This window comes from Neisseria perflava, assembly GCF_024170405.1.
GTDB classification, from domain to species: domain Bacteria; phylum Pseudomonadota; class Gammaproteobacteria; order Burkholderiales; family Neisseriaceae; genus Neisseria; species Neisseria perflava_B.
The window spans coordinates 1-13,536 of record NZ_JALJYC010000014.1; the positions used below are offsets into that span (position 1 = coordinate 1).

10 protein-coding genes are annotated in these 13,536 nt (G+C 54.3%); 7 read left to right on the plus strand and 3 right to left on the minus strand.

Annotated features, from left to right (window positions below):
- The first annotated feature begins 156 nt into the window (after positions 1-156).
- Complete coding sequence (locus J2T37_RS06340) at positions 157-828, plus strand: HAD family hydrolase (protein ID WP_253354633.1); 672 nt, start codon at positions 157-159, stop codon at positions 826-828.
- Between the two features lie 253 nt (positions 829-1,081).
- Complete coding sequence (locus J2T37_RS06345) at positions 1,082-2,275, plus strand: amino acid aminotransferase (RefSeq protein ID WP_253354635.1); 1,194 nt, start codon at positions 1,082-1,084, stop codon at positions 2,273-2,275.
- 504 nt (positions 2,276-2,779) lie between these two features.
- Here the strand turns inward: J2T37_RS06345 and J2T37_RS06350 are convergent.
- Entirely contained in the window at positions 2,780-3,190 is a 411-nt protein-coding gene (locus J2T37_RS06350; RefSeq protein ID WP_253354637.1) for a YqaA family protein, read from the minus strand.
- A 599-nt stretch (positions 3,191-3,789) separates the two neighbouring features.
- Here J2T37_RS06350 and J2T37_RS06355 point away from each other — a divergent pair.
- The 3 genes from J2T37_RS06355 to nhaC all read left to right on the plus strand — a co-directional run bounded on the left by J2T37_RS06355 (position 3,790) and on the right by nhaC (position 7,355).
- Entirely contained in the window at positions 3,790-5,013 is a 1,224-nt protein-coding gene (locus tag J2T37_RS06355) for a sugar MFS transporter (RefSeq protein ID WP_253354639.1), read from the plus strand.
- Positions 5,014-5,112: 99 nt separating this feature from the next.
- Positions 5,113-5,745, plus strand: a complete 633-nt coding sequence (locus J2T37_RS06360) for a serine aminopeptidase domain-containing protein (RefSeq protein ID WP_253354641.1) — start codon at positions 5,113-5,115, stop codon at positions 5,743-5,745.
- A 230-nt stretch (positions 5,746-5,975) separates the two neighbouring features.
- A complete protein-coding gene (gene nhaC / locus J2T37_RS06365; RefSeq protein WP_253354643.1) occupies positions 5,976-7,355 on the plus strand; it encodes a Na+/H+ antiporter NhaC in 1,380 nt (459 codons plus the stop codon).
- A 188-nt stretch (positions 7,356-7,543) separates the two neighbouring features.
- Here nhaC and J2T37_RS06370 read toward each other — a convergent pair whose 3' ends face one another.
- The gene (locus tag J2T37_RS06370; protein ID WP_301286361.1) at positions 7,544-8,263 is read right to left on the minus strand and encodes an aldose epimerase; all 720 of its coding nucleotides are present in this window, start codon (positions 8,261-8,263) and stop codon (positions 7,544-7,546) included.
- Between the two features lie 310 nt (positions 8,264-8,573).
- Between J2T37_RS06370 and dnaX the strand changes: the two genes are divergently transcribed.
- Complete coding sequence (gene dnaX / locus J2T37_RS06375; RefSeq protein WP_253354647.1) at positions 8,574-10,760, plus strand: DNA polymerase III subunit gamma/tau; 2,187 nt, start codon at positions 8,574-8,576, stop codon at positions 10,758-10,760.
- 126 nt (positions 10,761-10,886) lie between these two features.
- Complete coding sequence (locus tag J2T37_RS06380; RefSeq protein ID WP_253354649.1) at positions 10,887-11,222, plus strand: YbaB/EbfC family nucleoid-associated protein; 336 nt, start codon at positions 10,887-10,889, stop codon at positions 11,220-11,222.
- 92 nt (positions 11,223-11,314) lie between these two features.
- On the opposite strand, the gene J2T37_RS06385 is transcribed toward J2T37_RS06380, so the two are convergent.
- Positions 11,315-13,429 carry an AsmA family protein gene (locus tag J2T37_RS06385; RefSeq protein WP_253354650.1) on the minus strand — a complete coding sequence of 705 codons (2,115 nt, stop codon included), beginning with the start codon at positions 13,427-13,429 and terminating at the stop codon, positions 11,315-11,317.
- Between the last annotated feature and the right edge of the window lie 107 nt (positions 13,430-13,536).

A 13,536-nucleotide genomic window follows, 5' to 3' on the forward strand; every position in this document is an offset into this window, starting at 1 on the left:
AGCTTGTTTTGCTTATAAGGGCTCAGTCGACTTTTTTTCATGGGATTTATTCTAAATGATTTTGAATAAATCTAGTTATCTAGTACAGCCCCTTAAATTTTCCAGCCATATGCCGGCTGTTTTTCAGACGGCCTCAGATAAACATAAAGGACAAACATGATAAAAGCCGTACTCTTCGATCTCGACGGCACATTGGCCGATACCGCCTTGGATTTAGGCGGCGCACTCAACGCATTGCTGCGCAAACACGGTTTGCCGGAAAAAAGCATGGCCGACATCCGCCCGTATGCCAGCCACGGCACCAACGGCCTGTTGAAAATCGGCGCCGGTATCACTACCGGCCACCCCGACCATGCCCAATGGCGGCAAGAATACTTGGCCGAATACGGCCGCCGTTATGCCGACGATACCGTTTTGTTTGACGGCATTAACGATTTATTGCGCGAATTGGACAAGCGCGGCCTCAAATGGGGCATTATTACCAACAAACCCGCGCAGTTTACCGACCAACTCGTGCCCAAACTCGGCTTTGCCGTGCCGCCGTCGGTGGTGGTCAGCGGAGACACCTGCGATGAAGCCAAGCCCAGCACCAAACCCATGTTTTACGCCTGCGAGCAAATCGGCGTAAATGCCGCCGACTGCGTGTATCTGGGCGATGCCGAACGCGATATGCTGGCGGCAAAAAACGCCGGTATGCAGGCCGTGTTGGTGGATTGGGGCTATATCTCGGCAGAAGACGATACCGAATCTTGGTTGCAGGATTCGCGTATTGCCACGCCATTGGCATTGTTGGATATAGTAGAATCACTAAAAAAACAAACTGAGTAGGTTGGGATTTCGTCCCAACCTACATCGGTTGGATTGACTGTCATTTTTGATGGATAACCAGCCGGAAGGCCGTACCACGGGCAGGCTGCGCACTCTGAAAACGGTATCATTGCCGCCACGCATTTTCCCATATCGGCCGCACCGCCGAAGGCGGGAATATCGGGGTAAAGATGATGTTTTCAGACGGCATGAAACGGCGTAAAATCCAAGCGTTTGACCCGTTTCCCTATTTTCCGTTTTGAAAGCGAATATCATGTTTTTTGACCACATCGAAGCTGCGCCGGCCGATCCGATTTTAGGCTTGGGCGAAGCATTTAAAGCCGAAACCCGTCCTGAAAAAGTCAACTTGGGCATTGGCGTATATAAAGATGCCACCGGCGCGACCCCGATTGTCAAAGCCGTCAAAGAGGCCGAAAAACGCCTCTTAGTCAGCGAGACCACTAAAAACTACCTGACCATCGACGGTGTGGCCGAATACAATGAGCAAACGCAAATCCTGCTGTTTGGCGCAAATCATGAAATTATCGCCAGCAAGCGCGCCAAAACCGCGCAGAGTCTAGGCGGTACCGGCGCCTTGCGCATTGCCTTGGAGTTTGCAAAACGCCAGATCGGTGTTAAAAACGTGTGGATTTCCAATCCGACCTGGCCGAACCACAACGCCATCTGCAAAGCCGTCGGCCTGACCGATAAGCTTTACCGCTATTACAACGCCGCACAACACGGCTTGGATTGGGACGGTATGTTAGAAGACTTGGCGCAGGTGGAAAAAGGCGATGTGGTGCTGCTGCACGGCTGCTGCCACAACCCGACCGGTATCGACCCGACCCCCGCGCAATGGGAAACGCTGGCGAAAATGGCGGCCGAAAAAGGCTGGCTGCCGCTGTTTGACTTCGCCTACCAAGGTTTCGGCAACGGCTTGGAAGAAGACGCCGTCGGCCTGCGCACCTTCCTGCAATACAACCGCGAGCTGCTGATTGCCAGCTCCTATTCCAAAAACTTCGGCATGTACAACGAGCGCGTGGGCGCGTTTACGCTGGTGGCCGAAGACGAAGCCACAGCTAACCGTGCGCACAGCCAAATTAAAACCATCATCCGCACGCTCTACTCCAACCCCGCCAGCCACGGCGCAGCCACCATCGCGCTGGTGTTGCAAGACGAAGCCCTCAAAGCGCAATGGATTGCCGAGTTGGACGAAATGCGCGGCCGCATTAAAGCCATGCGCGAGCGTTTTGTTGCCCTGTTGAAAGAAAAAGGTGCAACGCAGGATTTTGATTTTATTATCGAGCAAAACGGTATGTTCTCTTTCAGCGGCCTTACACCTGAACAGGTTGACCGCTTGAAAAACGAATTTGCCATTTACATCGTGCGCTCCGGCCGTATTAATGTGGCGGGTATTACGGCGGATAATATTGATTATCTGTGCGAGAGTATTGTGAAGGTGCTGTAACCGTTTTGGTTTTTTAAATACGAATGCCGTCTGAAAATGATTTTTTCAGACGGCATTTGTATCGGGTAAGCCTACGGTCTAAGACCTTTGCAAAATTCTAAAAATACGTTTGAAATCCCGCAGTCGTCATTCCCGCGCAGGCGGGAATCCAGAAGCCCGGCATTTCTGCAATGTTTTAAGGCATCAGAAGCTCAAACGTCTGGATTCCCGCCTGCGCGGGAATGACGGCGATGGGTATTTAAACTTTTTTGCAAAGGTCTCGGCCTATTCAAAACCTATGGCGAAAAAAAGCCACCTATACAAGGGGAAGGTATAGATGGCCAAACACATTACGGGGGAAAACGTCTTACTCACTCCTAGGAGTGGCTACTTAGATGATTGAATTATATAAGATTTTGCTATTTATGACGTTAAGTTATGTTAATCTCGGGGGGGGGGAGGGGTAATATCTGCTTGATATTTAAATATTTTTATATTCAGTGCAGTAACTATCAGGTGTGATTTTTAAACCCAAGCGGACACTCCCCATCCGATAAGCGCATAACGCAGCATTTTCCCCGCCACCAACATGACCGCGCATTTGCGCCAGTCCAAGCGCAGCCAGCCGGCGGCCAAGGGCAGGGCATCGCCGATAATCGGCAGCCAGGCCAAGAGCAGCAACCATGTGCCGTAGCGTTGCTGGTAGCGTAAGGTTTTTTCAGACGGCCTTTTCTTGTCCGGCAGCAAGCGCCCCATTGCATAGGAAACCATGCTGCCCAAGCCGTTGAGCAATCCGGCGCAGAGCCATGCACCCCAAATCTGTTGCGGGTAACGGTAGATAAAAGCGGCAAAGGCCGCTTCGGATGTGCCGGGCAGCAGGGTGGCGGAGGTAAAGGCGGAAAACGCCAGCGCGATATAGGCGTAAATCAGGGTCATAACGTCAAACGAAACACAAAGGTGGCTATGGTAGCAGAAAAGGGCGGAAAGGCGGTTGGCGGCGTGTGTAAGATTCCTGCTTGTTTGAAGCGGCGGTGTTAATTAATTACACAGGACGACGGGCAGCAATATGGGCAACGGACATGCTGCGATACGCCATCTTGCCGCGCGGGAAATGATGACCGGATGGGGCAGCGAAATGGCGGAAAATCCCCGCCGATACGCCGGATTCGGATGGTGAACGGCGTGGCAGCCAACCGGCAGACCATGAAAAATTTTCCGTCAGGCAGCAGCAGATGCCGGAATGTTTTGCAACTGACAGAGAAAATGTTGGGCAAAAGTGAGGAAATGACAGTTTGCGTTAAGTCAAAAGGCCGTCTGAAAATTACAACGGTGTGAAAAAAAGTTTTTGGGCATTTGCCTAGGTTTGATACGGGATACGCCGGATATTGGGGGTTTGCGCAGATGACACCGATGTCAGAAATGTAATTTTATATCTTGCAAAAGTGGAAAATATCAGTATCATTCGGTTTGTCCCGCGTTAATGTAAGTTAAGCGAAAAATTTTTTTCCATTGTTTCATCTTCAGAAAGGCACACAATGTCTACGCAAACACAACAGCCAAACCACACCCCCGCGTTGGTTGTGCTGACTTCGTTGTTCTTCATGATGGGTTTCATTACCTGCATGAACGATATTCTGATTCCGCATTTGAAAGCGATTTTCGACCTGACTTATGTACAGGCCATGCTGATTCAGTTCTGTTTCTTTACCGCTTACGCCATCATGTCGATTCCGATGGGTCATGTGGTGCAAAAATTAGGCTATAAAAACGGCGTGATTGGCGGCTTTTTGCTGACCGCCATCGGTTGTTTGCTGTTTTATCCGGCTGCCGGCAGCCATTCTTACGCCATTTTCTTGGGCGCGTTGTTTATCCTGGCTTCAGGCATTACCCTGCTGCAAGTGGCGGGTAATCCGTATGTGACTTTGTTGTCCAAACCGGGCAAAGAGTCCGCCACCCTGACTTTGGTACAGGCGTTCAACTCTTTGGGTACGACCATTGCTCCGCAAATCGGCGCGTTCCTGATTTTGGCCGACGCCACCCAAACCGCCAGCAAAGCCGAGCAGATTTCTTCCGTACAAATCCCGTATTTGGGCTTGGCCGGTCTGCTGATTCTGCTGGCATTGGCCGTGAAAATGATTCGTCTGCCCGACGCGCGTAAAATCGCCGAGGCGGAAACCGAAGCCAACCACGACGGCAAAGAAAGCGTATGGCAATACCGCCATCTGGTTTTGGGCGCAGCCGGTCTGTTTTGCTACGTGGGTGCGGAAGTGTCTATCGGCTCGCTGCTGGTAAGCGTGATGGGCGAACTGAAAAACCTGGATCATGCCAGCGCCGCGAAATACCTGTCGTTCTACTGGGGCGGTGCGATGGTCGGCCGTTTCTTGGGCTCTGCTGTGATGGCGAAAATCGCGCCGAACAAATGCCTGGCCTTTAACGCTTCTGTTGCCGTAGCCCTGATTTTGGTGGCGATGATGGCAACCAACGGCGATGTGGCAATGTGGGCACTGCTGCTGATCGGTTTGTTCAACTCCATTATGTTCCCGACCATCTTCTCCCTTTCGACCAAAGGTTTGGGTCGATTTACCAGTACCGCTTCCGGCGTATTGTGTACTGCGATTGTGGGCGGTGCGGTGGTACCGGTGGTTCAAGGTTGGGCTGCCGACAACTACGGCCTGCTGAACTCTTTCATCGTATCAGCCATCTGCTACCTATATATCGTGTTCTTCGCGGTTAAAGGTTACAAAGCCGACGAAGCATAAGCTGCATACAGCCTGAGGCCGTCTGAAAACCCGTTGTGGGTTTTCAGACGGCCTTTGCTTTGGCTAAAATAAGATCATCTGTCTGTTTAGGGAGTATTTATGGAACGCGTGATTTTATTGCACGGCCTGCACATGCATGCTTGGGCGATGAAGCCGTTTGCCCGCATGCTGGCGCAATACGGCTTTGACACCACGGTGTTCGGCTATTACAGCCTGATAAACACCCTGCCGCAACACGCGGCGGCATTGGCGCAGGCAGTGACGCGGCTGAATCAGTCGGGTGAAGCCTTGCATTTTGTCGGACACAGCTTGGGCGGTTTGGTTTTGCGTCATTTTGCCGCCGCGTATCCTGAGAAGATAAGCGGCCGTATCGTGACCTTGGGCGCGCCGCATCAGGGTAGCTCGGCGGCGCAGCGCATTGATGGCATGGGTTTGCGTACCCCCTTGTTGGGTGGTTCCTACGCCTCGGCGCTCGACGGCCATGCGCCATCCTTGCCGGTGAATATTGCCTTGGGAAGTTTGGCTGGCAACAAACCGCAAGGTTTGGGGCGGATATTGGGTTTGTCCGGCGAACATGACGGTACGGTCAAAGTTGCCGAAACCGTTTGCCCGCATATGCGCGACCATGTGGTTTTGCCGGTCAGTCACACCGGCATGCTGTGGAATCCAGTTGCGGCCTTGCAGACGGCCGAATTTTTACAGCATAGATATTTTCGGCATGATATGGCGTAATTACGGTCTGATATTTTATTTAATAGCATAAAATATCAATAATTATTAAAAATTCCACATATTCATGCCTTTGGTGTGTCTAGGATAAAATGCCTAACTAAATTTAACAAATCCTGCCCATGGCGGTTTTTCAGACGGCCTAAAACAGATAGAATGCGGTGTCTCGATAAAAACGGCGGCAGGAGCAATATCCGTCCGCAGGCCGTCTGAAAAAATAAAAAGGAAATCCGATGTTCAGTTTCAAATCCTTGTTGGACATGCCGCGCGGCGAAGCGCTGGCGGTCGCGCTGGTGATTATCGCCGGAATGGGCTACTCGATTATCTCGCTCGGCTGGCTGCCGCATATGTCGATTATTACCGCCATCGTCGTGCTGGTGTTATACGGCCTGTGTCGCGGCCTGAAATACAACGACATGCAAAGCGGCATGATAGGCGCGGTCGGGCAGGGCATGGGCGCGGTGTATCTGTTTTTTTTTATCGGCCTGATGGTGTCGGCGCTGATGATGAGTGGCGCAATTCCCACGCTGATGTATTACGGGTTCGGCCTGATTTCGCCGACTTACTTTTACTTTTCCGCCTTCGCCCTCAGCTCGGTCATCGGTATCGCCATCGGCAGCAGCCTGAGCACCTGCGCCACCGTAGGCGTGGCCTTTATGGGCATGGCGGCGGCTTTTCATGCAGATTTGGCGATGACCGCCGGCTCTGTGGTTTCGGGCGCGTTTTTCGGTGACAAAATGTCGCCGCTCTCCGACACCACCGGCATTGCCGCCTCGATTGTCGGCATTGATTTGTTTGAACACATCCGCAACATGATGTACACCACCGTCCCTGCCTGGCTCATCAGCGCGGCCTTGATGTTGTGGCTGCTGCCCAATGTCGCCGCCCACGATTTAAACAGCGTGGACATCTTCCGCACCCAGCTCGAAGCCACAGGGCTGGTGCACGGCTATGCGCTGATACCGTTTGCCTTATTGGTCATTTTGGCCTTATTGCGCGTGAATGCTGTGGTGGCCATGCTGTTTACCGTGATTGCCGGTTTGGTGGTCACGTATTTCCACAGCTCGCCCGATTTGCAGCAGCTGGGCAACTGGTTTTACGGCGGCTACAAGCTGGAAGGCGAAGGCTTTAAAGATATTGCGCGGCTGGTGTCACGCGGTGGTCTGGAATCCATGTTTTTCACCCAAACCATCGTAATTCTCGGCATGAGCTTGGGCGGCCTGCTGTTTGCGCTGGGCGTGATTCCCGCGCTTTTGGACGCGGTCAAATCCTTCCTCACCACTGCCGGACGCGCCACTGCCAGCGTTGCCGCCACCTCCGTGGGCGTAAACTTCTTGATTGGCGAGCAGTATTTGAGCATTCTGCTTTCGGGCGAAACCTTCAAACCCGTTTACGACAAACTCGGCCTGCATCCGCGCAACCTGTCGCGCACCCTAGAAGACGCGGGTACGGTCATCAACCCCTTAGTCCCCTGGAGCGTCTGCGGCGTATTCATCAGCCAGGCGCTGGGCGTGCCGGTATGGGAGTATGCGCCGTATGCGTTTTTCTGTTACCTCAGCCTGATTCTGACCCTGATTTTCGGCTGGACAGGGTTGACTTTGAGTAAGCAATAAACGGCAAAAAAGGCCGTCTGAAACGGATTTACCCAATCCGTTTCAGACGGCCTTTTTGTTGGAAGTAAATTTCGCGGGTAGGGTCTGTTCGGTACACGCGCAGTTTCCCAAACATCAAAAATAGCTGTTTTCAGACGGCATAGACTAGACAGGGAAAACGCGTGCGTCTATGCCGCTAAACACAGGCCTTAAGCCGCCGCTTTCAAACCGATTTTGACTTGAAACTGCTTTTCGCCGTTGGCTGGGACAAACTGCATGTCATCGGCCGGGTGCATAAAGCCGTAGCCTTCGGCGGTCGGCTCGACGCAGGTGTAAGAGCCGTTGCGGTCGCTCCACAGCGCGTAAACCGGCAGGTTTTCGGTGTGGATGTTGATTCTCAGGCGGTCAAAGGCTACATTGCTTTCAAGTGGCGAAGTGACGAATTCGGTTTGAGAAATTTTATTACCATCGTAATCGTGGCCGTTGAAATCGAAGCAGTTGTGTTCGGCGGAAAAGTAGGGATGGAAGCCGGGCGAGGTGCGGATGGGCTGGTCGCCGCGATTGCGCACGGTTAAAGTGGCGACGGCTTCTTTTTCATCGGGCAGGCTGTAATCGAGCTGCCACTCCACATGCTCGTAGCCGGGCGTTTGCGCTTGCAAGGTCAGGCTGAGGCTGTTTTCGCTTTGCGCGGCAATCTGCCAATCGGAGGTGCGGCCGAAACCGTGTTGCGCCAGATGTTCGCCCGCGTCGGGGCCGAATTGCGGCAGGCAGACGTGCATGCCGCCGCGCAGTTTGCGGCTGCCGTTGATGTTGAGTTCGGTTTTGGGGAAAAACACGGTTTCACCATTGAGGTGAAGTGTGTTGACGTAAGCGCCGAAGGTATCGACTTGCATGGAAGCGTTTTTGTTTTGTAGTAAAATTTCTGACATAGTCTAAAAACACAGAGTTTGTCTAAAAACGAGTAGGATTATAACAGTGTAGTATTAAGTAGGGCGGTTCACGCAAATGCGCGGCGGCGGGCAAAAAATGTTAGAATGGCAGGCCTTTATGCGGTTGGATATGCGGCGGAATCTGCCGTGCGGCGGCAATGTTGCCGTAAGGTGCACCGCGCCGCCTGAAAATTGCGACCGCTCTTGCGGAAAAATTTATTGATATACATCAGCCAATCGGCTGATTTTAAAAAGAGAAGTGTTGCAGACGGCAGACAGTGTCAGGCCGTCTGAAAGATGGAAAAAGATTATGGCCTATCAAGTTCTTGCCCGAAAATGGCGCCCGAAAACCTTTGCCGATTTGGTCGGTCAGGAACATGTCGTTAAAGCCCTGCGCAACGCGCTCGACGAAGGCCGTCTGCACCATGCCTATTTATTGACCGGCACGCGCGGCGTGGGCAAAACCACCATTGCGCGGATTCTGGCCAAAAGCCTCAACTGCGAACACCCCGACCACGGCGAACCGTGCGGCGAGTGTCAGAGCTGTACCCAAATCGACGCGGGGCGCTATGTGGATTTGCTGGAAATCGACGCGGCCTCGAATACCGGTATCGACAACATCCGCGAGGTGTTGGAAAACGCGCAATACGCGCCGACGGCGGGCAAATACAAAGTCTATATCATCGACGAAGTGCACATGCTCTCCAAAAGCGCGTTCAATGCCATGCTCAAAACGCTGGAAGAGCCGCCCGAACACGTTAAATTTATTCTCGCGACCACCGATCCGCACAAAGTGCCGATTACCGTCTTGAGCCGTTGCTTGCAATTTGTGTTACGCAACATGACCACGCAGCAGGTAGCGGAGCATTTGGCCAAAGTATTGGATAAGGAACAAATCGCTTATGAGCCTGCCGCCCTGCAATTATTGGGACGCGCCGCCGCCGGCTCCATGCGCGACGCGCTGAGTCTGCTCGATCAGGCGATTGCGATGGGTTCGGGCAGCGTGGCCGAGCAGGATGTGCGCCAGATGATAGGCGCGGTCGATAAACAATATTTATATGAACTGTTAAACGGCATAGTGGCGCAGGACGGCGCGGCCTTGCTCGATAAAGCGCAGGAAATGGCCGCGCGCGCCATCGGCTTTGACAGCGCGTTGGCGGATTTGGCCATGCTGTTGCAACGCTTGGCGCTGATTCAGGCCGTGCCTTCCGCCTTGGCAAACGACGACCCCGAACGCGATGCGCTGCTGGCCTTGAGCCAAGGCTTGAGCGGCGAGCAGATTCAGCTGTATTACCAATGCGTGATACACGGCAAAAAAGATTTGCCCCTCGCGCCTGACGAGTATGGGGGCTTTGTGATGACGCTCTTGCGTATGCTGGCGTTTGCGCCGATGGCGGCGGCTGTCGTACCCGCCGACGGGGTAATTGAACATACTCAGTTGCACGACGGCGCACAGGTGGCGGCAAAAAAGCCTGAAGCAGCAGCGCGGCCGTCTGAAACAGCGGCAGTTGGCACGGCTGTTGCGCCGCCAAAAGCGGATATGCCGAAAACGCCCATACAGACAGGGGCGCAAGCCGCTATTGCTGAGGCAGCGGCTGCTCCGCAGGAAAGCGTTGCGGAAACAGCCGTGACATCGCCGGATGTGCCGCCGACTGCCGCCGCAGCAACAGTTGTGGCGCAAGATAGCGATGTGCCGCCGTGGGAAGATTTGGCGCAGGCACAAAATGCGGTTGAACCGAAAGCCGCCGATATTCAGACGGCCTCTGCAAGCTCCGAAAACACGGCGGCTGCGCCCGCTGTGCCGTCTGAAAAAACGATAGATATATCAGCCCCGACCGTGCCATTTGTTGAATCCATGACAGAAGTGCCGAAGCAAACGGATGACAACCGGTACGCAGAAGATGAGTGCGTCTATGCCGATGAGCCGCCCGCCGCATTCGCCGATTATTCAGACGGCGTGACTTATGACACCGATGACGATGAATACGCCGATGTACCGCCGCCTCCCGATTTTGCCGCCGCCACCCTTGCGGCAGAGGATGAAGATGAGGAGGCTGGCGACGATGAACCGCAGTTCGCGCCCTTGCCCGAATTTGCGCCGGAAAACTGGGCGGCGGTGGTGCAGCGTTTTGCGCACAAGCTCGGCGCGGCGCAGATGTTGGCGCAAAATGCGGCGTGGACGCGTTATGATGATGCCAATCACCTGATGGTATTGGCCTTGACCGAAGAAGCGCGCAAAACCACCAATAAAGAGCGTTTGGACAAAATCCAATCCGTCTTGGCCGACGCTTACGGCCTGCCGCTGGTGTTGCAGACCGAAGCCTGGCGCGATGAGGCAGGCTGGGAAACGCCGGTCATGCGCCGTCAGCGTTTGCAGCGGGAAGGCCGCCAGCAGGCGCAGGATTTTTTGGAAGCCGACCCCACCGCGCAGCAGATTATGCAGGCGTTTGACGCGCACTGGCAGCCGGATACGCTGGAATTGCTGGAAAACCGGTAGCGGTATGAGCGGTAGGCCGCGCTACATCAGATTCAACCGTATGATTATTGTCAGACGGCCTCAATGTTTTTATGTCGTCTGAAAAACCTTTTGATTTTTAAACCCCACACTTTTAGGAGTACACCGATGTTCGGAAAAGCCGGATTGGGCGGCCTGATGAAACAGGCGCAGCAAATGCAGGAAAACATGAAAAAGGCGCAGGCTAAATTGGCCGAAACCGAGGTTGAAGGCGAAGCCGGCAACGGCTTGGTTAAAGTCACCATGACTTGCGCCCATGTCGTGCGTAAATTGGAAATCAGCCAAGACCTGATTGCCGAAGCCGCCGATGATAAAGAAATGCTGGAAGATTTGGTATTGGCCGCCGTTAATGCCGCATCCGCCAAAGCCGAGGAAACCAGCAATAAAACCATGGGCGCGTTTACCCAAGGTTTGCCGGCCGGTATGGGCGATTTCTTTAAATAATCCTGTTACATCATCAAGAGGCCGTCTGGAAAATGTATTTTCAGACGGCCTCTTTATATTTAATCTATTGATTAGTCATGAAATTATAGAGTTTAATTCCGTTTGGGCAGCAGCCACTGCCATTGCTCGCGCAAGGTGTTTTCCAGCGCTTTTTGTTTTTCCTGCGGCGTGTTCAGGCCGTCGGTCAGGCGTTGGTAGTCGATGGTGACGGAGGGGTTGAGTACCGCGCCGCTGATTTTGAGCGGGATGGGTTTAATTTGGGGATTGCGTGCGTTGTGAATCAACAGCGCTTCCGACAATTCCTGTTTGTTTAAATCGGTGTAGCCGCTGCTGATGACACGCAGGCTGTCCGACAGCAATTCGGTATTGCTGTGGCGGCTGACGCCTTCGCTGATGGTGCTGTGGAGGGTAAAGCGGCGGAACGGCGTTTGCAGATGTTGCCCGTTTTGCTTGTCGGTGCGGCCGCTGCGCAGGATGTTGTCGATGTCGATGCCGTACCACATGCCGTCTGAAACATTGAGCGAAAGCGTGCCGCCGAGCGTTCGGGTCAGACTTTGGCGGTCGTTGCCTTTGGCGGAGAGGTCGATAACGGCGTCGCCGCGTCCGCTCAGGCTGTGGTAGCCGAACAAATCTTGCAGCAGCGGGCGGATGCTGACGCCGATGGTGTTTTGCTGCAAACGGTAGGAGAGCGGTTCGGTATTGGCCATCACCATGCCGCCTTCGGTGCGGCCGCCGTAAAGCCCAGCGCGGAAGTTGCTCAGGGCGACGTAGCGGCGGTCGGCATGCAGCAGGGCGGCGACGTCGTCCAACTGCAAACCGGGCATTTGGATGCTGCCGATTTCAATCTGCGCGGCGATGTCGGGCAGGTCTTCACGGTTGAGAAAATCGGGATAAATATGGCCGGATTGCGCCTGCAGGTCTTCCCAATAAGGGACGAGCGACAGTTTCTGCAAGGCGATACCGGCTTCCAGCTTGGCTTTTTGTTTGGGTTCGGCGGTGTAGCGCAGTACGATGGCAGTGGGCTGTTTATCGAAAAAACCGTTGAAACTGCCCTGCCAGTGGCCGCTGTCGCGCAGAGCAAATTTGCCTTGCAGCGAGGTGGCAAAACGCGGCTGCGGCGCACGCCCCGGGGCTTCTTGCAGCGCACTCAGGCGCAGCGGTTCGGATTGGAGGCCTTCGTTATGCTGCCAAATCAGCGGGCCGGAAGCGGTCAGGCTGGTTTGGCGGTCGGCATTCTTGTGGCTGGCATTAAATTCGAAACTGCCGATGGTGGCGACGCGCGAACGCAGGCTGGCTTTGTCGATTTTCACCGCGCCGTCCCAGTTTTGCCCGTCTTCTCCGGCGGTGAAGGCGCTGTTGAGGGCGGGAATGTCGAGGCGGTTGTTTTGAAAAACAAATTGCGGGATTTGCGCGGTCAGGTGCAGACTGCGGTAGCTGCTGTCGGCGCGTAGTTCGGTATTGCGGGCGCTTAAGCGGGCATGTTGCGGCTGCCAGTCAAGTATGCTGTCGGCGCGGACGGTCAGGGTCTGCCCGTTCAGACGGCCTTGCGCCTCCAAGCGGAAAGCGGGAATGCGCCAATGTGTGCCGTCGGTTTGGAATGTGCCTTTGCCCTGCCAGGTCAGCGGAATGGCGGCATGGCTGAACGCGCCGCTGATTTGAAACGGCCGCCCGTCGGCGACGGGCGCTTTGATGTTGAGGCCGAAGGCTTCGATGGTGTAGCTGCCTTGCGCGGAGCGCAGGCGCAGGGTGCTGTTTTCCACCACCAGCCGGTTGACGGCGGATTCGCCGCTGTTTTGCCGCCATAAATCGCGCAGGCTCCAACCTTTGTCGGAATGCTCAAGCAGGGCGTCCGCGCCTTTGACAACCCATTTTTCAATCATGGGTTTGCCCGTCCACAGGCTTTTCCAAGCCAGTCCGATTTGGGTTTTGCGGATAAGGAGCGCGGCTTGCGGGCTGTTTGGCTGTGTGATTACGATATTTCTCAGCGTCAGGGTGGGGCGCGGAAACCAGTTGCGGCTGATGTCTTTGTCGTAGCGAATACTGAGGCCGCTGCCGTCAACGATGGCCCCGGCAAAACGGCTGACGCGTTCCGGGCTGAACAGGCGGTAGGTCAAGGCAGACAGGCCGACCACCAGCAAAAGCAGCACCAGCAGGCTGTAACACACCAGTTTCAGCCAGAATTTCCCTGAATTGAGCAGACGGATCATAATCGGAACGCGGTTTCAAACGGCTGTCAGTATAACACAGGCCGTCTGAAAGCCTGCGATGGCTTTTCAGACGGCCTGTGTGCTAATATGGCCGCATACGGAAATTC